This is a genomic window from Clostridium sp. MCC344 (assembly GCF_018785365.1).
GTDB lineage: Bacteria > Bacillota > Clostridia > Lachnospirales > Lachnospiraceae > Pilosibacter.
In genome coordinates this window covers 68,485-92,333 of sequence record NZ_WQPQ01000056.1, presented here as the reverse complement: position 1 = coordinate 92,333, position 23,849 = coordinate 68,485, and the positions used below count along the sequence as shown (strand labels likewise).

At 49.8% G+C, this 23,849-nt stretch carries 21 protein-coding genes and 1 tRNA gene; 3 read left to right on the top strand and 19 right to left on the bottom strand.

Features of this window, described 5'->3' with window-relative positions; translation table 11 throughout:
* Positions 1-20 precede the first annotated feature (20 nt).
* A complete protein-coding gene (locus GPK90_RS12460; protein ID WP_118529377.1) occupies positions 21-1,034 on the top strand; it encodes an asparaginase in 1,014 nt (337 codons plus the stop codon).
* A 185-nt stretch (positions 1,035-1,219) separates the two neighbouring features.
* On the opposite strand, the gene metA is transcribed toward GPK90_RS12460, so the two are convergent.
* The 5 genes from metA to GPK90_RS12435 all read right to left on the bottom strand — a co-directional run bounded on the left by metA (position 1,220) and on the right by GPK90_RS12435 (position 6,150).
* The gene (metA, locus tag GPK90_RS12455; protein WP_118529376.1) at positions 1,220-2,140 is read right to left on the bottom strand and encodes a homoserine O-acetyltransferase MetA; all 921 of its coding nucleotides are present in this window, start codon (positions 2,138-2,140) and stop codon (positions 1,220-1,222) included.
* The gene (gene ligA / locus GPK90_RS12450) at positions 2,130-4,100 is read right to left on the bottom strand and encodes an NAD-dependent DNA ligase LigA (protein WP_215703127.1); all 1,971 of its coding nucleotides are present in this window, start codon (positions 4,098-4,100) and stop codon (positions 2,130-2,132) included. Before ligA ends, metA begins: the two co-directional genes overlap by 11 nt.
* The gene (locus GPK90_RS12445) at positions 4,076-5,089 is read right to left on the bottom strand and encodes a pseudouridine synthase (RefSeq protein WP_346011257.1); all 1,014 of its coding nucleotides are present in this window, start codon (positions 5,087-5,089) and stop codon (positions 4,076-4,078) included. The genes ligA and GPK90_RS12445 overlap by 25 nt, the downstream gene beginning before the upstream one ends.
* Positions 5,090-5,276: 187 nt before the next feature.
* Positions 5,277-5,348 (bottom strand) — tRNA-Arg (locus tag GPK90_RS12440).
* A 220-nt stretch (positions 5,349-5,568) separates the two neighbouring features.
* Complete coding sequence (locus tag GPK90_RS12435; RefSeq protein ID WP_117503506.1) at positions 5,569-6,150, bottom strand: cysteine peptidase family C39 domain-containing protein; 582 nt, start codon at positions 6,148-6,150, stop codon at positions 5,569-5,571.
* Positions 6,151-6,381: 231 nt separating this feature from the next.
* On the opposite strand from GPK90_RS12435, the gene queA reads away from it, so the two are divergent.
* A complete protein-coding gene (gene queA / locus GPK90_RS12430; RefSeq protein ID WP_215703126.1) occupies positions 6,382-7,407 on the top strand; it encodes a tRNA preQ1(34) S-adenosylmethionine ribosyltransferase-isomerase QueA in 1,026 nt (341 codons plus the stop codon).
* Between the two features lie 161 nt (positions 7,408-7,568).
* Here queA and GPK90_RS12425 read toward each other — a convergent pair whose 3' ends face one another.
* Positions 7,569-7,907, bottom strand: coding sequence for a cupin domain-containing protein (locus GPK90_RS12425; RefSeq protein ID WP_118529594.1), 339 nt, complete (start codon positions 7,905-7,907; stop codon positions 7,569-7,571).
* A 579-nt stretch (positions 7,908-8,486) separates the two neighbouring features.
* On the opposite strand from GPK90_RS12425, the gene GPK90_RS12420 reads away from it, so the two are divergent.
* Positions 8,487-9,413, top strand: coding sequence for a DUF5688 family protein (locus tag GPK90_RS12420; protein ID WP_215703125.1), 927 nt, complete (start codon positions 8,487-8,489; stop codon positions 9,411-9,413).
* 48 nt (positions 9,414-9,461) lie between these two features.
* Here GPK90_RS12420 and GPK90_RS12415 read toward each other — a convergent pair whose 3' ends face one another.
* From GPK90_RS12415 to nrdR, 13 genes are all read right to left on the bottom strand, one after another.
* Positions 9,462-9,908, bottom strand: coding sequence for a threonine/serine exporter family protein (locus GPK90_RS12415; RefSeq protein ID WP_118298788.1), 447 nt, complete (start codon positions 9,906-9,908; stop codon positions 9,462-9,464).
* Positions 9,905-10,681 (bottom strand): threonine/serine exporter family protein, encoded by a 777-nt coding sequence (locus tag GPK90_RS12410; protein WP_215703124.1) that lies wholly within the window; start codon positions 10,679-10,681, stop codon positions 9,905-9,907. The genes GPK90_RS12415 and GPK90_RS12410 overlap by 4 nt, the downstream gene beginning before the upstream one ends.
* A 196-nt stretch (positions 10,682-10,877) precedes the next feature.
* Positions 10,878-12,872: a ferrous iron transport protein B gene (feoB, locus tag GPK90_RS12405; protein ID WP_215703123.1), complete on the bottom strand. Its 1,995-nt coding sequence runs from the start codon at positions 12,870-12,872 to the stop codon at positions 10,878-10,880.
* Positions 12,869-13,099 carry a FeoA family protein gene (locus GPK90_RS12400; protein ID WP_118298846.1) on the bottom strand — a complete coding sequence of 77 codons (231 nt, stop codon included), beginning with the start codon at positions 13,097-13,099 and terminating at the stop codon, positions 12,869-12,871. The genes feoB and GPK90_RS12400 overlap by 4 nt, the downstream gene beginning before the upstream one ends.
* A 272-nt stretch (positions 13,100-13,371) precedes the next feature.
* A complete protein-coding gene (uvrB, locus tag GPK90_RS12395; protein ID WP_215703122.1) occupies positions 13,372-15,363 on the bottom strand; it encodes an excinuclease ABC subunit UvrB in 1,992 nt (663 codons plus the stop codon).
* Positions 15,364-15,662: 299 nt separating this feature from the next.
* Positions 15,663-15,995 (bottom strand): DUF1292 domain-containing protein, encoded by a 333-nt coding sequence (locus GPK90_RS12390; RefSeq protein ID WP_118298792.1) that lies wholly within the window; start codon positions 15,993-15,995, stop codon positions 15,663-15,665.
* Between the two features lie 139 nt (positions 15,996-16,134).
* Positions 16,135-16,665, bottom strand: coding sequence for a cob(I)yrinic acid a,c-diamide adenosyltransferase (locus GPK90_RS12385; protein WP_118529362.1), 531 nt, complete (start codon positions 16,663-16,665; stop codon positions 16,135-16,137).
* A 110-nt stretch (positions 16,666-16,775) separates the two neighbouring features.
* Positions 16,776-18,731, bottom strand: coding sequence for an ATP-dependent helicase (locus GPK90_RS12380; RefSeq protein ID WP_118529361.1), 1,956 nt, complete (start codon positions 18,729-18,731; stop codon positions 16,776-16,778).
* Positions 18,731-20,188, bottom strand: coding sequence for a glutamate--tRNA ligase (gltX, locus tag GPK90_RS12375; RefSeq protein ID WP_118513876.1), 1,458 nt, complete (start codon positions 20,186-20,188; stop codon positions 18,731-18,733). The genes GPK90_RS12380 and gltX overlap by 1 nt, the downstream gene beginning before the upstream one ends.
* A gap of 73 nt (positions 20,189-20,261) precedes the next feature.
* Entirely contained in the window at positions 20,262-21,599 is a 1,338-nt protein-coding gene (mgtE, locus tag GPK90_RS12370; protein WP_405580503.1) for a magnesium transporter, read from the bottom strand.
* 397 nt (positions 21,600-21,996) lie between these two features.
* Positions 21,997-22,554, bottom strand: coding sequence for an elongation factor P (efp, locus tag GPK90_RS12365; RefSeq protein ID WP_118298797.1), 558 nt, complete (start codon positions 22,552-22,554; stop codon positions 21,997-21,999).
* Between the two features lie 102 nt (positions 22,555-22,656).
* Positions 22,657-23,190 carry a YqeG family HAD IIIA-type phosphatase gene (locus GPK90_RS12360; RefSeq protein ID WP_118529360.1) on the bottom strand — a complete coding sequence of 178 codons (534 nt, stop codon included), beginning with the start codon at positions 23,188-23,190 and terminating at the stop codon, positions 22,657-22,659.
* Between the two features lie 58 nt (positions 23,191-23,248).
* Positions 23,249-23,704, bottom strand: a complete 456-nt coding sequence (gene nrdR / locus GPK90_RS12355; protein ID WP_118298799.1) for a transcriptional regulator NrdR — start codon at positions 23,702-23,704, stop codon at positions 23,249-23,251.
* Between the last annotated feature and the right edge of the window lie 145 nt (positions 23,705-23,849).

The window sequence follows — 23,849 nt, the reverse complement described above, 5'->3', positions numbered from 1 at the left end:
CGAAAGGGGATTTTAAAATCATGAAACACCTTCTGCTGCTCGGAACAGGGGGAACCATCGCCTGCAAGAGAGGCGAAAACGGTCTGACACCGCTTCTTACCGGTGATGAACTGTTGTCTTATGTACCGGATGCAAAAAAGTTCTGTGAGGTGGAGACCATCCAGGTCTTAAACATTGACAGCACAAATATGCACCCGAAGCACTGGCTGAAGCTTGCTCAGGTTCTGGAAGAGAATTACGACAATTACGACGGCTTCGTGATCTGCCACGGAACGGACACGATGGCGTACACAGCTGCCGCCATGTCCTACCTCGTCCAGCACTCCAGCAAGCCGATCGTCATCACAGGCGCCCAGAAGCCGATCGACCTTGATGTGACGGATGCGAGGACCAACCTTTTAGACAGCCTGCGATTTGCCGCTTCCGACCGTGCTCACGGCGTTACGATCGTATTTGACGGAAAAGTGATCGCCGGAACCCGCGGAAAGAAAGAGCGCAGCAAGAGCTACAACGCGTTCTCCAGCATCAATTTCCCGTATCTCGCTGTGATCCAGGACGAGCACATTTTATACTATATCGACGATAAATGGCAGGACCGCGAGAGCGTCCGCTTCTACCACGAGATGGACAGCCAAGTCAGCCTCTTAAAGCTGATCCCGTCCATGGACTCCAGCCTGCTCGACTATATGGCGGAACATTACGACGCAGTCGTCATCGAATCCTTCGGTGTCGGCGGACTTCCGTCCTATGAATCCGGCGATTTCTACAGCTCCATCGAAAAATGGATCTCCATGGGAAAAGTCATTGTCATGACCACCCAGGTCACCCAGGAAGGCAGCAACATGTCTGTCTACGAAGTCGGCCAGAAGATCAAAAACGCCTTCGGTCTCATCGAATCCTACGATATGACCCTGGAAGCCACAGTCACCAAACTCATGTGGATCCTCGGCCAGACAAAAGACCACGACAAAGTCCGCGAAATGTTCTACGAGACGATCAACCATGATATTTTGTGGAATACAGGGAGACGGTAGATTACCGTGACTTTAAAAATGTATTTTAAAAGGGCATATCGGACAGGATTTTCTCCCATCCGATATGCCCTTCACTTATCACTTTCTCTTCCCGTTCAATATCTTTGAATTTCTTACAGCCTCTTATACCCCAATCTGGGGCAAAACATCCTATCATCCTCATAAAATTAAGGTGCTTCTGTGTTTTATTCCGCATCCTCCGCCAACGTATACGGAGTAACCTGGTAAACGTAATAGTTCAGCCAGTTCGTATACAGCGTGTTCGCCATATTTCTCCACAGGAGCGGCGGAACCGAGAACGGATCGTCGTGCTCGTAGTAGTGGAGCGGAAGTGCCGGATTCAGACCTTTGTTGAGGTCACGGTGATACTCATTGTTTAAGGTCATGCGGTCGTACTCCGGATGGCCCTGGACGAAGATCTGGCTGCCGTCCTGGTTCATCACGAGGAATACGCCTGCCTCGTCGGATTTCGCGAGGATCCGGAGTTCCGGATGCTTTAAGATATCCTCCTCGCGGACTTCCGTGTAACGGGAATGCGGGCACTTGAAGTAATCATCAAAACTTCTCAGGAGCGGAACCCGCTTGTCCAGCGCCTTCTGGGTAAAGATACCGGAAAGCTTCTTTTTCATCAGGTGCTTCGGGATTCCGTAATGATAATATAAGCCCGCCTGCGCGCCCCAGCAGAGATGCATCGTGGAGGTCACATGCGTCTTGCTCCACTCCATGATCTGCGTCAGCTCCGGCCAGTAGTTGACCTCCTCATACTCCATCAGTTCCACCGGTGCTCCGGTGATGATCATTCCATCGAAATGTTTCTTGCGGATCTCCGGGAAAGTCACATAGAATTTATTTAAGTGGCTCGCGGAGGTATGCGTCGACTCATGGGTCGACATCGTCATGTACGTACATTCCACCTGCAGCGGGGTGTTGGACAGCGCTCTGAGAAGCTGTGTCTCAGTGTCCTCCTTTAACGGCATGAGGTTTAAGATCAGGATCTCCAGCGGACGGATATCCTGGCTCTGGGCACGATCCTCATCCATGATAAATACGTTCTCACTCTCAAGGATCGCTCTTGCCGGCAATCCATTCTGTATTTTAATCGGCATTTTTTTCCTCTCCTATCATCTTCAGGAAATCCTCTTCGGAAAGGATCGGAATGCCAAGTTCTCTTGCCTTCTTATTCTTTGACGAATTGGATGTCACATCATTATTGATCAGATAACTGGTCTTCGCAGACACGGAGCCTGCGGCTTTTCCGCCGAGAGACTCGATCTTCTCCTGCAGTTCCTTGCGGTTCGCAAAATGTTCAACGGAGCCTGTGATCACGAAAGTCTTTCCGGCCAGCGTCTGTTCCTCATTTCTCACTTCATTTTCAAAAGTCAGATCCGCCAGCAGATGATCCAGTATCTCATTGTTCTTATCATTCTTAAAGTACTTCACCCACGCATCCGCGAGCACACCGCCGATCCCGTCGATGGAGCAAAGCTCCTCCGCGTCGGCCCCGCGCATGGCGTTCAGGTCAAAATCGAAATGGCGGCAGATCACTTTCGCATTCGCAAGACCGATCCCCGCGATCCCGAGTCCAAAGATCAGCCGCGGCAGCGTCGTATGGGACGCAGTCTTCGCCGCCTGAATAAGATTCTCATAGGATTTCTCCCCGAATCCCTCCATCGTCACGATGGCATCGCGGTGACGGTCCAGATGGAAGATATCATCGAATTCATGGATGAATCCCGCTGCGATAAACTTCTCCAGCGTCATCTCGGAAAGTCCGTCGATATTCAGCGCATCCCTGCTCACAAACAGGTCAAAGCTCTTGATCTTTTTCGCCTGACACTCCGGATTTGTGCAGTAGAGGGACTTCACATCATTCACACTGCGGATCTCCGTCGCCCCGCCGCAGACCGGACAGATCTTCGGGATATCACGGACGCCGCTTCTTGTCAGGTTGTCCGAGATCTGTGGGATGATCATGTTCGCCTTGTAGACCGTAATCCTGTCCCCAGCCCCCAGCTCCAGTCCTTCCATGATACTGATGTTATGGACACTGGCGCGGCTCACCGTCGTTCCCTCAAGCTCCACCGGTTCGAACACGGCGACCGGATTGATGAGTCCTGTTCTCGACGCACTCCACTCGATGTAGGAAAGCGTTGTCTCCTGGATCTCGTCCGCCCATTTGAAAGCGATGGAATCCCTCGGGAATTTCGCCGTCCGCCCAAGCGACTGTCCATAGGCGATATCATCATAAAGCAGTACAAGACCATCCGACGGGATATCGTAATGTTCGATCTTCTCCGCAAATCCGCGGACTGCATCGGAGAGTGTCTCCGCCGTCACCTCCACGAACTCGACCGTCTCAAATCCCAGGCCGGAGAGCCACAAAAACTGCTCTTTTCTCGAATTTTTAAAGTCAACGCCCTCCGCCCGCACCAGTGCAAACGCCATAAAACGGACGTTTCTGGATGCCGTGATCTCACTGTTCAGCTGGCGCACGGAACCGCTGCAGAGATTTCGCGGATTCTTGTACTTCGCATCCACATCTGCGATGGAATCGTTTAACTTTTCAAAATCTGAATAGCTGATGACCGCTTCCCCGCGCAGGATCAGCTGACCCTTATACGGGATCGAGGTCGGAATATTGATAAACGTCCGGGCATTCGGCGTGATCACCTCGCCGATCTCGCCGTTTCCGCGTGTGACCGCCTTCGCAAGGACCCCGTCCTCATATGTCAGGACCACAGTCAGCCCGTCCATCTTCCAGGACAAAAGTCCTTTCTGTCCGCCGAGCCATTCCCGGAGCTCGTCAACGCTTTTCGTCTTATTCAGAGAAAGCATCGGCCGCTCATGGCGCTCTTTCGGAAGTTCACTTAAGACTTCATATCCGACTTTCTGGGTCGGACTTCCGGCAAACACCGTCCCTGTCTCCTGTTCCAGTTTCAGGAGTTCGTCGTAAAGCCTGTCATATTCGAAGTTGCTCATAATCTCGCGGCTCTCCTGATAATAGGCTTTCGATGCCTCAGAGAGAAGCGGGATCAGCTCCTTCATCCTCTTGATCTTGTCGTCCATATTTTATGCTCCTTGCGCTCCGGCGCACCCGGTTTCCAGCTTTCCGGGGATGCGGGGGCTTTCTTTTCCGGCTTCTTTTCGCTGTCCTCGCGGACATTTCTCCAGACCTTTCCGGTTCCGCTCTTCTTCTCGAACGGCTTTCTCTCACCATTTTTTACAAACGGTTTCCTGTCGTTCTTCTTTCCCTGATATCCGGAGCGGGCTGTTTTTCCGGCCGCTTTTGCCGGATCCACCAGTTTTCCGATCTTCGCAGCTTCTCTCGCCGGAAGATTCGTCGAACCTTCCACCAGTTTCATCAGATCGCTCAGCTCTTTTTCCGTCAGCTCCCGGTACTCCCCGCGCTTTAATGTACCCAGCTGGATGTTCATGATACGCACGCGTTTCAGATTCATCACATGATAATCGAGCGCACGGCACATCCGGCGGATCTGTCGGTTTAATCCCTGCGTCAGGACGATATGGAACGTGTGGCTTCCGGTCTTCCACGCGCGGCATGGCTTTGTCGTCACGTCGAGATCCTCAATGCGGACGCCTTCGCACATCTGCTTTAAAAATTCTTCCGTCACCGGATGATCGACAGCCACCGCGTACTCTTTTTCATGCGCATTTCCGCCGCGCAGGATCTTGTTGACGATATCTCCCTGATTTGTCATCAGGAGAAGTCCCTCGGAATCCTTATCAAGACGTCCGACCGGATAGATCCTCTGGGGATAGTTTAAAAACTCGACGATATTTTCTGCATGATCCTTATCCGAAGTCGTGCAGACGATCCCACGGGGCTTATTTACGATCAGGAATACCGGTTTTTCCTTCTCTCCCACCGGCTTTCCGTCACAGACCACCTTCTGTCCCGGGCGGATCTGCATTCCCATCACAGCAACTTCACCATCCACCATGACTTTTCCATTCTCCACAAGCCGGTCTGCCTCTCTTCTCGAGCAGACGCCTGCATCACTCAGATATTTATTTAAACGAATCGTTCCTTCCAATCTCTTTCTCCCTTTTTATATTCTCAACTGCAGCTTATTTGTTACAGTACACGGGCGCTCCATGAGCACGCACTGTAACGCTTATTTTCCTTTTTGGACCCATTATATCGTTTCCAGAGTATGAATGCAAGAAAAAACGCCCATCAGGGTCAGGACATTTTCCCGATCTGACGGACGCATAAAAAAATGCATCTGATAGGAATCGAACCTACGCACGCGGCTCCGGAGGCCACTGCTCTATCCACTGAGCTACAGATGCATCTCCAATAGTATACAATAATTTTCTGATTCATGCAAGGGGATGAGAATTATTTTTTTGTATATTTTTTCACTCAATTTTTCAAACTAAGGATGCATGCGTCCTGGCACCTTCCGGAGTCCCGCGCGGTCGCTTACGATGATCTGCATCTTCGCATGAATGCGCGGCAGTTCCAGGTGCACTGCTTTTCCATTTCCCGGCTGCCGCGCTTTTCATATTTTTAATGCTTTCTTGAAAACAGATAGTAGGACGGAGTACGGTTTGCGCAGTCCTCCGCAAGAACTTTCAGGCTGCAGTAAACAAAGCCATCTACGGCTCTCGCTTTTCCATCCCTGCCCGGCTCCTCATATTTTCCTTCTTTATAAGACGGATCCAGAATGCACGCCTCATTGTCATCGGCCGATACAACGAGGATGTAATGTCCTCCATGAGTGAACACCCCGGTATACCCTTCCCGGTCTCCGCCGGAATTTGCGATGGCGAGTCCGCCTTTTGCCAGGTGCGCCTTCAGTTCATTCAGATCACTCGTTTCCCCATAATTCAGGTTAAACCTTTCCGCAACGACGGGGCCCAGGATCTTCAGGCTCGTTCCGATCTCACGGTTCGCGCCAACCTCATTGGATAATTTCAGGCAGTCTGTGAGTTCATAGGTTGACAGAGTCAGCGCATCCACCATCATGCACAGACAGCTCGGTCCGCAGCCTGCTGCAGCCACATTCCGCTTCTCCTCCGGCACTCCGCCGTGGTCCAAATTATGTTCATAGGGGATATCTCTGTGTTCTAACTGATTGATATATTTCATTACAACTGCTCCTTCCGATTGCCGCATGTACCATGCTTTTGATTTTCCTATCGTACCACCATAACCTTAAAACAACAAGATGTATTTTTTATTTCCCGGCTGCTGTCCGAGCCTTTTGCAGATGATCACCGATTTTCCCCATATTCCGGCGCACCTCATTGATTTTTCTTCCCGATTCTGCTACAATGGCATGGAACTTTTTGATAAGGATGCCAGACAGGAGATAGAGAAATGAATGTAACAGATTTTAACTTTGAACTGCCGCCGGAACTGATCGCGCAGGATCCGCTTGAGGACCGTTCTGCTTCCCGGCTGCTTGTATTAGATAAAAAGACCGGAGAAATGGAACACCGTCATTTCCGCGATATTCTGCATTACCTGAAAAAGGGCGACTGCCTTGTTATCAACGATACAAAAGTTATCCCGGCGCGTCTCATGGGACATAAGGTCGGAACAGATGCCGGAATCGAAGTTCTTCTTTTAAAGAGAAAATCCGACAATGTCTGGGAAACTCTTGTAAAGCCGGGTAAAAAGATGAAGGTCGGCGCAGAAGTATCCTTCGGTGACGGACTTTTAAAAGGAAAAGTCATCGATGTCGTCGATGAAGGAAACCGCCTGATCCAGTTTGAATATGACGGGATCTTCGAGGAGATTCTTGACAAGCTTGGCCAGATGCCGCTGCCCCCGTACATCACGCACCAGTTAAAAGATAAGAACCGCTATCAGACTGTATACGCGAAACATGAGGGCTCTGCAGCTGCCCCGACAGCCGGTCTGCATTTCACAAAGGAGCTTTTGCAGGAGATCGAGGACATGGGAGTTAAGATCGCTCATGTAACACTTCACGTAGGTCTCGGAACCTTCCGCCCGGTAAAGGTCGATACCATCGAAGATCATCACATGCACTCTGAATTCTATATCGTAGAGGAGTCCGAGGCAAAGAAGATCAACGATACCAAGGCAGACGGCGGACGCGTGATCTGTGTCGGAACTACGAGCTGCCGTACCCTGGAATCTGCAACCGGCGATGACGGGATCCTGAAAGCCGGAAGCGGCTGGACTGAGATCTTTATCTATCCGGGATACAAATTTAAGATTCTGGACTGCCTGATCACAAACTTCCATCTCCCGGAATCCACTCTCGTAATGCTCGTATCCGCACTTGCCGGACGGGAACACATTCTGAACGCATATCAGGAAGCAATCCGTGAAAAATATCGGTTCTTCAGTTTTGGAGATGCGATGTTTATTCATTGACCAATGATGTCAAAGATCCCTGTGTGACTTTCCGATCACACAGGGATCTTTTTGGGTTACAGTAACCTTTTTTGTTCTCCGGAAAATTTTCCTGCTCTCCTGCTGCAGGGCACCCGGCTCTGTCAGAGCACATCCTTTTTCCAGAGAATCCAGAATAACGATCAATCCAACGGAAATACCACAGTAAGCAGCATCTTGAAATCTTCTTTTGCAAACACTGCATGCGGTTTCTTCGCCGGCATAACGAGAACATCTCCGGCTTTGCAGATATGTTCCACACCGTCTACGGTGAACTGACCGACGCCTTCGATCACATGAACCATCGCATCGCCGGTAGAATCGTGCGTGCTGATCTCCTCACCTTTGGAAAACGCAAACAATGTCAGACTAACTGCCTTATTCTGGGCAAGTGTCTTGCTGACGATCTGTCCCGGTGCTGCTGTGATCTGAGAAGCAAGGTTTAAAACTTTTTCATGGTCGATATTTTTGATAAAAGCCATTTTTCTTTTTCCTTTCCGTCCGGATCTTACCATGATCCGTCTCTTAAACTGGATCAGTCTTGCCGGATTCCAGGGGCAAAGATCTTTCTGTGGGCAGACTTGCATCAGAGTTCTGACTTTTGCCCCCTGGGATTATATTATTGCTATTCTACCACGATATCTTCCTTTTGTATGTTGTAAATACAACATTTTTTCGTCCGAGTGTCAATTTCAGGGGGCAATTCTTGTGAATCATCACGATTGATTTTCGAACTGGATTTCGATAGAATACACCTATCCTTTTATTTACGCGAACAACGAGCCAAAGTCCGCGCTTACGCGAGACCTTGGCGACTGTCGCGATAACAAGTGAAAACTCGCGAAGCGTGTTTTCACTTGTTTTACATCCGTAACGGTCCAATCCTTTCCTTACAGAAATTTCCATCGGCAGCTTCTTCCCGATGTCTGGCCACCAACCTGTAAACTCCGGGACCAGCTTCATCCCCTGGATCCGTCCGGCTGGATCGTTACACACATTCTATTCTTACACGTCACAAATATCAAATCTATGAATCTGAAAACACATCAGGAGGTATTACAATGAACTACGAAGAATTCTGTGCTGCACTGCAGGAAGAGCTTTTTAACATGCTTGACACCGGCTATTCCATTCACCGGGAACACGTTCTGAAAAACAACGGGGTCGTCCTCGACTCCCTGGCTCTCTTAAAAGCAGGAAAACACTGCTCTCCCGTGATCTCCCTTGAGATGCTGTACGAACAGTTTGAAAAAGGACATTCTATGTCCGAGCTCTGCGATTACATGGTATCGATCACTGATACGGAACTTCCGCTCTCCGTGACGGGTCTAACTTCCCTGAACCATTTTGAAGATTTCCGGGACCGGATCACCTGTCGTCTCGTCGCCCAGGATAAAAACGAGGAACTTTTAAAGACGATTCCCTGGATCCCCTGCCTTGATCTCGCGGTCATCTTCTCCCTGGTAATAGAATCTGAAGGGGAAACTCAGATCAGCTCCGTCATCACAAACGTGGTGTCCGCGTCCTGGAACTTGACGCCGGAAGATCTTTTTTCGCTTGCAGCGGAAAATACTCCCCGAATCTATCCGGCAAATTTCCGGCGCCTTGAGACAGTGATCGAGGAATACTTCCCCGGTTCCATCGATTTTGTTCCGGAAGACTGCCCGGTTCCGACGCTCTATGTCCTTACCAACAGTTCCGCTCACCACGGAGCCGCCTGCGTACTCTATCCGGACAAATTAAAAGACCTCGCGGATGCGTTTGGGAAAGATCTTCTCATCCTTCCCTCCAGCATCCACGAGGTCCTGATCATTGCTGATTCTGAAGCTTTTACGGAACGTGATTACCATGTCTTCTGCAATACGATCCAGAATGTCAACCGCGAGTCGATCCTGCCGGAAGACTTTCTCTCTGACCATCTGTACCGCTACCGCAGAGAAACCGACCGGATGGAGATCTACGCTGACAACTCCGAAGCTCTTTTGTAGATCCCGCCTGCCGCACGCCTCCCACAAAGCTTCCAACGAGCTCACCGCCTAATTTCTTCTCGCATGACTTCCTTCATGATAGAGATGTACGAGATTTACGACAGAATCTGTAATAAAGATCGCCAGGGCGATCGCTCCTGCGGTATGAAGTGTTGAGATCAGGTAATGCGTGGAAAGCGCTTGATCTCCCTGGATCAGATAATATACAGTCCGGTAAATCCCTGCTCCCGGAACTGTCGGAAGGATTCCCGCGATCAGGAAAACCGTCACCGGAGCTTTCTTGATCCTTGCCAGGATATGACTTAAAAATGCCATTGCAAGGATCGAAAAAAACGTTGCCTGAAGAGTGGAATGTGTCAGGTTATTGATCACCAAATACGCCCACCAGGCGAAACCGCCGGAAAATGCGGCATATGGTAAAAATCGCTTTGGAGTTTCCGTCAGGATCGAGAACATCGCGATCGCCCAGAACGCACTGAATACCTGTATGATCATAAAAGTCCTCCTTCCAGACTGCGTGCAGCGACAAGTCCTGCTCCGACTCCAAATGCTACCGCAAGTCCCACAACGATCGCCTCGAGGATCCGCGCAGAACCGGCAGCATAATCGCCGTTCAATGTATCACGAATCGCCGTCGTAAACGTCACCCCGGGGACAAGAGGCATAACAGCGCTGACAATGATCGTATCAGAATTCAGCCCCGGATAGGAATGACAGACCGTCATGGCTGAAAATGCCAGCACAAAGGCGCCAAAGGCATTAAAACAGAAATCGTTGAATTTCAGCGCCTTTCCGATCCAGGCCGCGACCGCAAGGCAGACACCGACTACGATCGATGCCAGAAAGTCTCCAAAGGATCCGCCGAACATGGGGGCAAAAAGCGCCGAAACCCCAACGTACCCCAGTCCCTGTGTCAGCCAGTCATACTGGGTCGTCTTCGGTGACTGGATCTCACGCAGCTGTCTCAGCGCCTCCTCCACGGTGATCTTTCCCTCACAGAAATGGCGCGACACATCATTCACCAGACAGATCCGGTTGATACTTGTACACCGGTCCGCGACACGTTTGACCCGGGTCAGCGGTTCCTTATTCGGATCGCTTAACGTGACAAAGATTCCTGTTCCATATACGATCGTCTCCGTCTGCTCATACTCGGAGCGTTTCAACATATGGTTCATAGTATCTTCCACTCTGTAGATCTCCGCGCCGCTGACAAGCATGAGCTCACCTGCCAGCACCACGGCCTCAAGCAAAGTTTTTTCGTTCATCTGTTACCCCTTTTACCCCTTCAGATTCTTGTTCCGATCCACGGTCAGTAATTTCACAGAGTCTGACATATCAGCGCAAACCTGACCGTGATTTGTTGCACTGTTCTCTTTTCACCCACTTATTCTTCTAATGACTGCTTCCTTTGAGTGCTCGTCAGAAGATGGGAGCTTCTCAATATTTTTGCTCTGTCAAAGATCACAGACGGCTTCCGATCTGGAATACGACAAATGCCGCCATCCAGGCGAGTACCAGCTGGAATACGACCATCCCCAGGGTCCATTTCCAGGACTGTGTCTCACGTTTGATCGTGGCGATCGTGGCGATACACGGTGTATAGAGAAGGCAGAATACCATCAGTGCATACGCGTTGACAGCCGTGAATCCCGTTCCCCCAAGGATTCCGGAAAGTTCTGCCATTCCTGCTGCCGAGTTGATGTTTGTGATCCCGTAGAGTACGGACATACTTGAAACAACAACCTCCTTAGCGGAAATTCCTGAGATCAGCGCTACCGCGATCTGCCAGCTTCCGAGTCCGACCGGTTTTAATACCGGCACCAGGATCTGACCGAATTTTGCAGCAAAGCTGTCCGCAACGTTTGTGATGAATCCGGTCGGTCCCACATTCATGACAAACCATAAAATGATCGATGCGAGAAAGATCGTTGTTCCTGCCTTTGTCAGATAATCCTTTACTTTCTCCCATACGTAGATCGCTACAGTTCTCAAGTTCGGGATCTTGTATTCCGGAAGCTCGATCAAAAGGGCATTTTCCGTCTTGCTGTCTGTCGTTTTATGTACGATCAGCGCAATGATGATCGCCATCGCAACTCCGACAAGGTACAGGGAATATGCCACTAACATCGCCGACTTCGGAAAAAACATATCAGCAAGGAGTACATAGATCGTCAGCCTTGCTGAACATGACATAAATGGCGTGATGAGGATCGTCTTTAAACGGTCTCTCTTGTTTTCCAACGCTCTTGTCGCCATGACTGCCGGAACCGTACAGCCAAATCCTAACAGCATCGGAAGGAACGCACGACCGGAAAGTCCGACCATTCCCATCGTCTCATTCATGACATATGCCACTCTCGCCATATATCCGCTGTCCTCAAGGAATGCAAGTGCGAGAAAAAGAATAAAAATATTCGGCAGAAATGTCAGGATTCCTCCGACTCCAGCAAGTGCACCATCAACAACAAGGGAGATCACCCAGTCGGAGGCACCCGCAGCCTGCAGCCCCGAAAGTACACTCGACGATAAAAGTTCCAGTCCCTGTTCAAAGTAACCTTTCAGGAAATCTCCGACGGTAAACGTCAGGAAAAATACAAGTGCCATGATCCCGAAAAATACTGGAATTCCAAGAACCGGATGCGTCAAAAGACGATCCACCCGATCCGTCATCTGTGATTTTTCTTCTTTGTTAAAGAGACATTCGTTGACAACCGATTCCACATAGTCATACTTTTCATTGATGATCTCTTTTTCCAGAGTTTCCGGAACGATACTCTCAAATTCGATCGGATGGTCCTTCATGACCTCCTTATCGTACTCGAGCATCTTGATCGCATGCCAGCGAAGGTTCGTCAGGTCCGGATATTTTTCACGGAGAAGATCCTCTACTCTCTGGATCCGGTCTTCGATCGTCCTGTCATAGTGAACGATCACCCCCTGCGGTCCTTCCTCATAATGATGTACCACTGCATGCATCAGAACATCGAGTCCTGTCCTCTTTCTCGCTGATACCGGAACGACCGGGATCGAGCCCAGCATCTCCGGGAGACGGTGAAGATCGATCTCCATTCCGCGCTCTTCGATGATATCCATCATGTTGAGTGCCAGAATTACTGGTTTCTTTAATTCCAGAAGCTGCAGCGTCAGATACAGATTTCGTTCCAGTGAGGACGCGTCAACAACGTTGATGATCACATCCACATCGTCCTCCTCGATACAGCGCCTTGTGACGAGTTCTTCCATTGTATAGGAAGTCAGGCTGTAGATACCCGGCGTATCGATCACATGGATCTTTCTGCCCTTATAGCTCGTCTCTCCTTCCACCCGCTCTACCGTAACGCCGGGCCAGTTTGCCACTTTTAATTTTGCACCGGTAAATGCATTGAACAAGGTTGTCTTTCCGCAGTTCGGGTTTCCCACAAAACAGACATTGATCGGTCTTTCTGTTCCACTCATGATGCCGCCTCCTCTTTAACTTCGATCCCGCCTGTGATCCGCCTTCCAAGCGCCAGACGGGTTCCGCGGACTTTGATGATCATCGTTCCGCTGTTTTTCTTGTTCATCACAAGAAGAGGAGTATTCTCATTTACACCCAGCGCCTCCAGACGCCGGTTGATCGCATCTTCCACATGAACCGATTCGACCAGGTACGTTGTGCCAATCTTTCCTTCATAAAGTTTCATCCTGTGTTCATCCTTCATTATCATAGTCGATAGCAGTCTTCCTGTCATCTGGAAATATTGTATTCTTATTGAGAATAATTGTCAATAATCGTATTCCGGTACATTCGTCCGCCCGGTGCGGGCAAAGGCATGTGTGCACATATCAAAAAGACTGAGAGCTTCTGTCTCCCAGTCCTTTTTCCTTTTTTATAGCAGTCACATACCTTCGTCTGTAAAATCCTTCCACAGCATTTCCCCGGAATACAAAATATTTCTTCTTCCTGCTGTGCGTTCTAATGATCCTCCAGTTCCAGCAGCATCTGTTTCACTTCCTTCATCCGGTCACGCAGCTTAGCTGCTTCCTCAAAGTTCAGTTCCGCTGCCGCCTGGCGCATCTTCTTTGTAAGTTCCTTTACAAGTTTCTCCAGTTCCCTTGCATCCATAGACTCCGGATCTTTCTTAAATTCTTCCTCATTCGCGCTGACTGCCTTTGAAATCGCGATCAGATCACGGACTGCTTTTTTGATCGTCTGCGGGGTAATTCCATGTTCCTCATTGTACTTCTGCTGGATCTCCCGGCGGCGATTCGTCTCGTCGATGGCGGCCCGCATGGAATCTGTGATCGTATCTGCATACATGATAACATGACCTTCCGCGTTTCTGGCCGCACGCCCGATCGTCTGGATCAGGGATGTCTCTGAACGAAGAAATCCTTCTTTATCCGCATCCAGGATCGCAACAAGCGTGATCTCCGGGATATCGAGTCCCTCTCTGAGAAGGTTAATTCCAACAAGGACATCAAAGACGTCCAGACGCATATCCCGGATGATCTCCGCACGCTCCAGCGTATCAATATCCGAGTGCAGATATTTTACACGAATTCCGGCTTCCCTGATATAATCCGTCAGGTCCTCCGCCATACGCTTTGTGAGCGTCGTGATGAGAACTTTATTGTGCTTTTCCACTTCTTTATTGATCTCGCCCACCAGATCATCGATCTGTCCTTCCACCGGACGGACAGAGATTTCCGGGTCCAGAAGCCCTGTCGGGCGGATGATCTGCTCCGCACGCAGGAGTTCATGTTCCGCCTCATAAGTGGACGGCGTCGCCGACACGAACATCATCTGGTTGATATGTGTCTCAAACTCCTCAAAATTCAGCGGACGGTTATCAAGTGCGGACGGCAGACGGAAGCCATAATCCACCAGTGTCTTTTTTCGCGATCGGTCGCCAAAATACATGCCGCGGACCTGCGGAAGCGTAATATGGGACTCGTCCACGATGATCAGAAAGTCATCCGGAAAATAGTCGAGCAGCGTACACGGTGGCTGCCCCGGTGCGAAACCCACGAGATGGCGGGAATAGTTCTCGATCCCGGAGCAGAATCCAGTCTCCCTCATCATCTCCACGTCAAAGTTTGTCCGCTCAGCGATCCTCTGTGCCTCCAGAAGCTTATCCTCACTTTTAAAGAAGGTTACCTGCTCCTTCATCTCTGCAAGAATATTCTCAGTCGCACGCATCATCTTTTCCTTCGGAACGACATAGTGGGATGCCGGGAAGATCGCCACATGTTCCAACTGTGCCTTCACCTCTCCGGTCAGCGCCTCGATCTCTATGATCCGGTCCACCTCGTCCCCGAAGAACTCGATCCTGTACGCCTCACTTCCGGAGTATGCCGGAAATACTTCCAGCACATCTCCTCGCACACGGAAACTTCCTCGTTTAAAATCCATCTCATTTCTTGTATACTGGATATCGATCAGTTTGTGGATCACTTCATCTCTGTCTTTTTCCATTCCAGGGCGCAGCGAGATCACCATGTTCTTATAATCGATCGGGCTTCCCAGACCATAGATACACGATACCGAAGCTACAATGATCACATCATTCCGCTCAGAAAGGGCCGCTGTCGCAGAATGACGCAGCTTATCGATCTCATCGTTGATCGCGGAGTCCTTTTCAATATAAGTATCCGTCGACGGCACATAGGCCTCCGGCTGATAGTAGTCGTAATAGGATACAAAGTATTCCACCGCATTATTTGGGAAAAACTCCTTCATCTCCGAATAAAGCTGTGCTGCCAGCGTCTTATTGTGCGCGATCACAAGTGTTGGTTTATTCAACTGCTGGATCACGTTCGCCATCGTAAATGTTTTACCGGATCCAGTCACACCGAGCAGTGTCTCAAACTGATTGCCTTCCCTGAAGCCTTTTACCAGCTGTTCGATTGCCTGCGGCTGGTCACCGGTCGGCTGATATTCTGATACAAGTTCAAAATGATCCATGGTTTCCTCCTGATTCGGTCTATTTCATCTTTTTTAGTTTCATGCTTCTTTCATATTATTCCGGTCTCGCATCCTGGAATTAAAAATATATTTAACTGCTTTTAAGTATACCATGTCTATATAGAAATGTACAGTTATTTTCGAACTTATGTTCTATTTTCCATTTGCTCCCGCTATCCTACGCCCCGCACGTATATTGCACGTAAAAAGGCGGCGTCCCCATTCTCCCTCTATCGGAAGTCGGAAACGCCGCCTTAGCGGTTCATATTATGGGAAACTGCTGTTTCTCATTTTTTAAATCAGTCGTCCAGCTCGTCCTCGCCTACAATCTCGTCGTACTCTTCAGTGTCGAGAAGTTCATCGAACGCATCAGCAACGATCTCGTACTCCTCGTCGCTCTCGATGTTCTGGATATCCGGAGTTCCATTGATCTCTGTGTAGCGGTATAAGTATACCTCGCCATCCTCAGCCTCATTTCCGTCTAACGGAAGAAGCGCGATATATTCCTTATCAGCCGCCTCAAAGATCGTAAGGACCACGCACTCTAACTCGGTTCCGTCATCCAGTGTCAGAGTCACGGTCATCTCCTCATCGTTTGCAGCATCCTGATTCATATTTTTGTCCTTTGCCATAAGCTCAAATTCCTCTCATTTCCGGCATCCTGCCGTTTCTTGCAGCGGTTCTTTTCCGTCACGGCTGCCATTTTTTATAGGATACCAGTAAACTGCCATAAAATCAATAGAAAGAATTGCTACTTTTAAAAAGAAGCGATCAGTACTCAACTCCCCGTCTCGCCATGATCCCGCGGTCAAACGGATGCTTTCTCTTACAGATCTCCGAGACATAATCCGCTGCCGCGATCAGCTTCTCCGACGGATCTCTCCCAGTGAGAACGATCTCCAGCCCGTCCGTCTGATCTCTTCCGGGGCGGTTTTCAAGAAATTCCAGGACATCGCGTTCCGGAACCATCCCGTAATTTACAGCCGCCATGATCTCATCAAACACCACCAGATCCGCATGTTCCGCGAGTTTCACCGCTTCGCCAAACAGCTCTCTGTGGTATGCCGCACATTCCCTTTTCGTCTCTTCATCCATCGACCGGACAAAGCCAAATGTTTTCCGGCACGGGATCAGCGTAACCTCCGGGATTTTCTTTAAAATTTCCACTTCCCCGGAATTGTCCGTCTTTAAAAATCTCGCGATCACCACGCGTTTTCCGCATCCTGCCGCCCGGACGGCCAGTCCGACCGCCGCGCTCGTTTTTCCTTTTCCATCTCCGCAGTAAATATGAACAAGTCCCATGTTTCTCCTCGCTTTTTAAAACAGAGTGCAAAGTGCAGTAATTCCGTGAGGAATTTGTCAACTTGCTCTGACCAGAATTGCTCACCAGGTCCCACGTACATTCGACTTAATCACAGTCCTGCTTCCTCCACAAACCGGGAAACATCCGTCTTCCTGTGATACCGCTCCTTCACCGCCGCTACATGAAGCCGGTCCTTCGCACGTGTCAGGGCGACATAGAACAGCCGTCTCTCCTCCTCGATATCCGCCGGCAGACCCGCTTTATGGTGTGGAACGATCCCCTCATTCGCATCAACCACAAAGACGACCGGATATTCCAGTCCCTTTGCACTGTGCATCGTTGACAAAGTCACGCGATCTTTCGTCTCCTCGCGCTCTTCCTGATTCTGCTTCTTTAATTCTTCCTCATACCGGGCCGCATGTTCCTTCCACTCCACAAAGGTTGCAAATTCCGCCGCGCTCTCCGCGAGCTTATCTGCCGTCTCGAAAAGTTCCTCCGGCTTCATTCGCCTGAATTCTGCATAGGACCGCAGATAGTCATCGTATCCGATCGCCTTCCGGATATAGTTGACTGCCGCCACAGGCTTTAACGGCGCCATTGCGCGAAGATCCGCCTCCAGGTCACAGATCCGCTCCTCCATCCAGTCCCTATCCTGGTAAAAGGATTTCAGGCGGTCAAAGGATACGATCGGCGTATCAAAGGCATCCCTGCTGAAATACCGGTTTGGCCGGTTCATGATCCTGTAAAAATCGGATCTTTTCCTGCTGCCCGCCGCGATCTCCATGTAGGCGAAGAGATCCTTCGCGATCCAGTGGCTGTAAAGATTCGGGATCACATCCCGCAGCTTAAACGGAATATTATAGCCCATCAGCCGCTCCGCCATCAGGCCGGAATTTGCCCCTGTTCGGAACAGTACCGCGATCTCGCTCCACTGATACCCGGCGTCATGGTACGCGCGGATACTCTGCGCCACCGTGTCCATCTCATGTCCGGGATTGTCGAAAACCCGGAAATCCACCGGACGTCCGGATCCCCGGAACGGCTCCAGCTTCTTCTCAAACCGGACCTTATTGTGCTCAATAAGGCGAAGAGAGGTCTCCACGATTTCCTTTGTAGACCTGTAATTCGTTCCCAGAAGCACCCGTTTTGTCCCCGGAAAATCCTTTTCAAAGCCGAGCATGATCTCCGGCTTCGCCCCGCGGAACCGGTAGATCGACTGGTCATCATCTCCGACGATAAAGAGATTGTTCTCCGGCAGTGCCAGCATCCGGACAACCTGATACTGAAGAAGGTTAATATCCTGGAACTCATCCACGAGAATATACTTAAACTTCTTCTGCCATGCTGCCAGGATGTCCTTCCGCTCCGTAAACAGCTCATGGCACATGACGAGCATATCGTCGAAGTCGATCTTTCCCGTCGTTTTCAGCATCTCATCGTACCCGTCATAAAGCTTTTTAAACCACTCTTCCGGGCAGTTCTGGGAATAGTAGTACTTCAGATCCAGGCGCTCGCCTTTTACGTAGCTGATCTCATTGATGATGGAGGAGATAAATTCCGCCTCGTCCTCGACCTCCATCTCTGATTCATCGAGAAACTTCTTAAAATACTGGCGTTTTTCCTCCCCGCTGATCACATTTCCGGCAGGGAAACGGTACGCCCACTTTAAAATATGGTAAAAGACCGAGTGAAAGGTTCCAAAGCTCACACGGGAACCTGCCGCCTCCAGAGACGTCCCGCAGGCTTCGCGCCTCCGGGGACCAGGATCAGCAGTTCCAAAAAAGGGCTTTTCCGCCCCCGTCCGGCTCCCGCCTGCTCTCTGCTCCGCCTGTTTCCGCTTTTCGTCTTCTTCCCTCGCCAGTCTCAGAAACCGTTCCTTCATCTCCGTGGCCGCCGCTTTTGTGAACGTAATGACAAGAATGCCGGAGGGGTCAACGCCCGCCTCCAGCAGTCTCTTGATTCTGTGTGTAATTACTGTCGTTTTTCCGGACCCCGGACCCGCGAGGACCATCATCGGTCCATCCCGGTGTTCCAGGGCCGTCATCTGTGCCTGATTAAAATCCATTATTCTGCTGCTTCCAGAAGTTCGATTCCCTTCTTAATACGAGCCAGAGACTCCTCTTTTCCGATGATCTCCATGATCTCAGTAGCGCCTGCCGGAGTCATCTGCTTTCCGGACACTGCGGTACGGATCGGCCACATTACGAAGCCTGTCTTTACGCCCTTATCGGCAACGTATTTGGAAAGAGCCTCAAAGAGAGCGTCATTGCTGAAGTCATCCTGCGCCTCAAGGATCGGAAGAACTTCCTTCAATGTCTCTAAGGAGTTCTCTTTTGTTGTCTTCATCTTCTTATGAACATACATATCTGCGCTGTATTCCGGCATTTCCTCGAAGAAATCGATCTGATCCGCGATATCGAGCAGAGTCTCAATTCTTGTCTTTACCATTCCGGCGATCTTCTTTAAATTCAGCGGTTTCTTGATCACAGCCTCAAGGTACGGTTTTGCGATCTCGAAGAACTTGTCATCATCCATCTTCTTGATGTACTCACCGTTCATCCAGCGGAGCTTTGTCATATCAAAGACAGCCGGAGACTTGCTCATATTGTGGTAATCGAACTCTTTTACAAGCTCCTCAAGTGTAAAGAACTCCTGGTTGTTTGCCGGAGACCATCCTAAAAGGGCAACGAAGTTTACGATCGCCTCTGTTAAGAATCCCTGCTCAAGAAGATCCTCAAAGGAGGAATGTCCGCTTCTCTTACTTAATTTCTTGTGCTCCTCGTTTGTGATGGTCGGGCAGTGTACATAGATCGGAACCTGCCAGCCAAATGCCTCGTAGAGACGGTTGTATTTCGGAGATGAGGAAAGGTACTCATTTCCGCGGACAACGTGTGTGATCTTCATCAGATGGTCGTCCACAACGTTTGCGAAGTTGTAGGTCGGATATCCATCGGATTTGATGAGGACCATGTCGTCGAGTTCTGCGTTGTCTACTGTGATATCTCCGTAGATCTCGTCATGGAATGTGGTGGTTCCCTCTTTCGGGTTGTTCTGGCGGATGACGAACGGCATTCCCGCCTTTAAGTTTGCCTCTACCTCTTCTTTGGAGAGATGCAGGCAATGCTTATCGTAAACCATGATCTCCTCACCGTTTACGGTCTTCTTTAATGTATTTAAGCGCTCCTGGGTACAGAAGCAGTAGTAAGCCTCACCTTTTTCCACAAGTTTTTTCGCATATTCCATGTAGATCCCGGCTTTCTGACGTTCACTCTGAACGTACGGACCGTAGCCGCCGTCCTTATCCGGACCTTCGTCATGGACCAGGCCTGTCTCTGCCAGTGTGCGGTAGATAATGTCCTCGGCGCCCTCAACGTGGCGCTCCTGGTCTGTATCCTCGATACGGAGAATGAAATCTCCGCCCTCGTGCTTCGCGATCAGGTATGTGTAAAGAGCTGTTCTTAAATTACCTACATGCATCCGGCCGGTCGGGCTCGGCGCAAATCTTGTTCTTACTTTTTCCATAATCCATACTCCTGTTAATATATATTTATCCGCGGATAAGTCCGCAGACAGACATTCTTATCATTTCCATCCTCTACACCGTCATATCCAGCAGATGGCACGCCAGATTAAAGTACACCATCAGGCTCACCGCATCCACGATCGTCGTGATCATCGGCGACGCCATGATCGCCGGGTCAAGTTTTAATACTTTCGCCCCGATCGGCAGCGTGCATCCGATCGTCTTCGCGACGATAACGGTACAGAAAAGACTCATCACAACCGTCAGACAGATCATCGTATTTCCCGGGTACTGGATCATCAGGCGGATAAAATTGACCACCGCCAGCACAAATCCGACGATCAGACCGACCCGTACTTCCTTCCACACGACTTTCAGGATATCCTTCGGCTCGATATCACCGACAGCCATACCACGGATGATCATCGTGCTGCTCTGGCTTCCGGAGTTTCCGCCGGTATCCATTAACATCGGGATAAAGCTCACGAGAAGCGGGATCGCCGCAAAGGCATTCTCGTATTTTACAAGGATCCCACCTGTGATCGTACTGGAAAGCATTAAGATCAGAAGCCACGGGATCCTGTTCTTCGCCAGCGTGAATACGCCCGTCTTTAAATACGGCTTTTCACTCGGCAGCATCGCCGCCATCTTCTCGAAGTCCTCGGTCGCCTCTTCCTCCATGACTTCCATGACATCGTCGACCGTGATGATCCCGACCAGACGGTCCTCACTGTCCACGACCGGCATGGAGAGAAGTCCGTACTTGTTCATCGTATCGGCCACAAGCTCCTGGTCATCGGTCGTCTTCGCTTTGATGACGTGCGTGTCCATGATATCGCCGACCTGGCGCTCATACGGCTGAAGGAGAAGGTCCTTTACCGTGATCACACCGTCCAACATCCTTTTTTCGTCCATCACATAGCAGGTGTAGATTGTCTCGGAATCTACTGCGTGATGGCGGATGTAGGCGAAACACTGCTCCACCGTCATGTTCTTTTTCAGTCCGATATACTCGGCTGTCATGATACTTCCGGCACTGTTCTCCGGATAGTTTAAGAACTGGTTGATGAGCTTTCTCGTCTCCGGCTTCGTGTTCTGTAAAACACGGCGGACCACCGTCGCCGGGAGTTCTTCCACCAGGTCAACGGCATCATCCACATAGAGCTCATCCACGATCTCGGAAAGCTCCTTATCTGTGATGCTGTTGATGATGTGGCTCTGCTTGTCCACCGGAAGCTCGGCAAATACCTCGGTCGCCAGCGCCTTCGGCAGCATCCGGAACACGATTACGGTGCGCTCAGAGTCCAGTTCTTCGATGAACGATGCGATATCCACCTCGTTCAGTTCCACAAGCTCTTCCTTCAGCAGGCGGTATTTTTTTTCCTCTGCCAGCTCCAGAAGATGCTCCATGTCAAATGTTTCATTTCCATCATTCGGCATTTTCTTTTCCCCCACAATCTGTTATTTCTGCCCGGAATTTCCGGCAAAGATTCATGCGATCATGGAGACAAAGCCATTGCATCCGGTAAATCCAAAGACACCGGTTACAACTGAACAGATTGATTTCGGCAACACACATAACAGCAGCCCCCGGTCATGCGTATTGCCACCGGTTCAGGGTGTGCGTCTGCCTCCATCGTATGACTTCGACCTTCCATTATGTGTTCACTTCCTTTCTCTGTCCTTTCCATTATAAGAAAATTTTACCCAATTGGCAACCTGTTACGCAATTTTTCGCACAAAAAAGGGTAAAAAAAGTCCCAGGAAACACCTGGTTCCCTGGGATTCTGAAACTTGTTTTTGCAGATTAAGCTCTGGAAAGGTACTCACCAGTACGTGTATCGATCTTAACGCGATCACCCTGGTTTACGAATAACGGAACGTTGATCTGAGCGCCTGTCTCAAGAGTAGCCGGCTTTGTTGCGCCTGTAGCTGTATCGCCCTTGAAGCCCGGCTCTGTATCTGTTACTTCAAGCTCTACGAATAACGGAGCCTCAACAGAGAATACCTTGCCGTTGTAGGAGCAGACTTTAACAGTCTCGTTCTCTTTTACGAACTTTAATGCATCGCCAACAACATCTGTGGATAATGCGATCTGCTCGTATGTGTTAACATCCATGAAGTTATAAAGGTCGCCGTCTGCATACAAATACTGCATGTCCACACGGTCGATTCTTGCTGCCGGGAATTTCTCGGTCGGACGGAAAGTTCTCTCAACAACACCGCCGTTGATCACGTTTTTTAATTTTGTTCTAACGAAAGCAGCGCCTTTACCCGGTTTTACATGCTGGAACTCTAAGATCTGTACGACCTGTCCATCAATTTCGAGTGTAACGCCATTTCTGAAATCACCTGCTGATACCATAAATGATAATCCTCCTTAAAACTGTTTCCAATTATTTTATTTCACATTTCACGCTAATAGCTGATTCTATCCTATTCTATACTATTCTACTGCGGTTTTCAACTATTTTTTGCAAAAATCCCCGGCTGTCTGCCCCATTTTTTTCAATCGTTTCCTGTAAAACGCGAGAACTATCGCCTCGAGATAGCGTTTCAGGACGATCTGGATCTCCTCTTTGGGATTGATCGGCTTTACGAGGATCGAGTAGAGGCCTGTCCGGTTTGCGCCCCAGACATCCGTAAAAAGCTGATCCCCGACGAACAATGTCGTGTCGCGGTCTGTTTTCATCCGTTCCATGGCCCGCTCATATCCTTTTCTCGACGGTTTTCCGCCCTTAAAAATATAGGGACTCCCCACCTTGTCAGCGAACGGAGATACCCGCGGCTCTTTATTGTTGGAAAGGATGCAGGTCGAAAACCCGATCGCGCGGAGCCGCTCAAACAATTCGATCGCCCGCGCATCTGCCGGTGCACCGTGGGGAACCAGCGTGTTGTCCACATCAAAGATGATCCCGCGATATCCTCTCTCATAAAGTTTTTCGTATGGGATCTCATATGCACTGTCCACATAGTTTCCCGGATAAAATGTCTCAAACATACTGCTGCCCTGCGTTCGGCTTGAATTTTTCAGCCCTTTGCAGTTTTCTCCCCATCTCTTATTTATTGTTCAGGAACTTCGCGAGCTCCTCCATAAATGCGTTCACATCCTTAAACTCCCGGTAGACGGACGCGAAACGGACATAGGCAACCTCGTCCACCATCTTTAACTTTTTCATGACAAGCTCACCGATCGTCACGGACGGGATCTCCCGCTCCTCCATACTGAAGATCTGTTTTTCGATCTCATCGATCATCTTCGTGATCTGTTCCGAAGAGACCGGGCGCTTATGACAGGAAAGAAGGATTCCATTCTCGATCTTCTCCCGGTTGTACGGTTCTCTGGAGTCGTCTTTCTTGATGATCATAAGCGGCATTGTCTCTAATTTTTCATACGTCGTAAAACGTTTCCCGCACTCTTCGCACTGACGGCGGCGTCTGATCGAACTGTTGTCATCCGCCGGGCGCGAATCGATGACTTTTGTATCCTGTGCACCACAAAATGGACATTTCATGGGATTTCCTCCTTTGTGCGGCTGTCTGTTATATTCCGGTCACAGCCGCATTTTTATATCATATCTTATCATATAACAATCCTGTTCTGCAAGCCTGTACACTCATTATTTTTCAGGCACCCGGATAAACATGTTACAGTACACG

What these genes read in the sequence shown, in the direction of transcription:
- GPK90_RS12460 (WP_118529377.1), top strand. Translation starts at nt 21, where the DNA reads ATGAAACACCTTCTGCTGCTCGGAACAGGGGGAACCATCGCCTGCAAG.
- metA (WP_118529376.1), bottom strand. Translation starts at nt 2,140, where the DNA reads ATGCCGATTAAAATACAGAATGGATTGCCGGCAAGAGCGATCCTTGAG.
- ligA (WP_215703127.1), bottom strand. Translation starts at nt 4,100, where the DNA reads ATGGACGACAAGATCAAGAGGATGAAGGAGCTGATCCCGCTTCTCTCT.
- GPK90_RS12435 (WP_117503506.1), bottom strand. Translation starts at nt 6,150, where the DNA reads ATGAAATATATCAATCAGTTAGAACACAGAGATATCCCCTATGAACAT.
- queA (WP_215703126.1), top strand. Translation starts at nt 6,382, where the DNA reads ATGAATGTAACAGATTTTAACTTTGAACTGCCGCCGGAACTGATCGCG.
- GPK90_RS12425 (WP_118529594.1), bottom strand. Translation starts at nt 7,907, where the DNA reads ATGGCTTTTATCAAAAATATCGACCATGAAAAAGTTTTAAACCTTGCT.
- GPK90_RS12420 (WP_215703125.1), top strand. Translation starts at nt 8,487, where the DNA reads ATGAACTACGAAGAATTCTGTGCTGCACTGCAGGAAGAGCTTTTTAAC.
- GPK90_RS12415 (WP_118298788.1), bottom strand. Translation starts at nt 9,908, where the DNA reads ATGATCATACAGGTATTCAGTGCGTTCTGGGCGATCGCGATGTTCTCG.
- GPK90_RS12410 (WP_215703124.1), bottom strand. Translation starts at nt 10,681, where the DNA reads ATGAACGAAAAAACTTTGCTTGAGGCCGTGGTGCTGGCAGGTGAGCTC.
- feoB (WP_215703123.1), bottom strand. Translation starts at nt 12,872, where the DNA reads ATGAGTGGAACAGAAAGACCGATCAATGTCTGTTTTGTGGGAAACCCG.
- GPK90_RS12400 (WP_118298846.1), bottom strand. Translation starts at nt 13,099, where the DNA reads ATGAAACTTTATGAAGGAAAGATTGGCACAACGTACCTGGTCGAATCG.
- uvrB (WP_215703122.1), bottom strand. Translation starts at nt 15,363, where the DNA reads ATGGATCATTTTGAACTTGTATCAGAATATCAGCCGACCGGTGACCAG.
- GPK90_RS12390 (WP_118298792.1), bottom strand. Translation starts at nt 15,995, where the DNA reads ATGGCAAAGGACAAAAATATGAATCAGGATGCTGCAAACGATGAGGAG.
- GPK90_RS12385 (WP_118529362.1), bottom strand. Translation starts at nt 16,665, where the DNA reads ATGGGACTTGTTCATATTTACTGCGGAGATGGAAAAGGAAAAACGAGC.
- GPK90_RS12380 (WP_118529361.1), bottom strand. Translation starts at nt 18,731, where the DNA reads ATGGATTTTAATCAGGCACAGATGACGGCCCTGGAACACCGGGATGGA.
- gltX (WP_118513876.1), bottom strand. Translation starts at nt 20,188, where the DNA reads ATGGAAAAAGTAAGAACAAGATTTGCGCCGAGCCCGACCGGCCGGATG.
- mgtE (WP_405580503.1), bottom strand. Translation starts at nt 21,599, where the DNA reads ATGGAGCATCTTCTGGAGCTGGCAGAGGAAAAAAAATACCGCCTGCTG.
- efp (WP_118298797.1), bottom strand. Translation starts at nt 22,554, where the DNA reads ATGGTATCAGCAGGTGATTTCAGAAATGGCGTTACACTCGAAATTGAT.
- GPK90_RS12360 (WP_118529360.1), bottom strand. Translation starts at nt 23,190, where the DNA reads ATGTTTGAGACATTTTATCCGGGAAACTATGTGGACAGTGCATATGAG.
- nrdR (WP_118298799.1), bottom strand. Translation starts at nt 23,704, where the DNA reads ATGAAATGTCCATTTTGTGGTGCACAGGATACAAAAGTCATCGATTCG.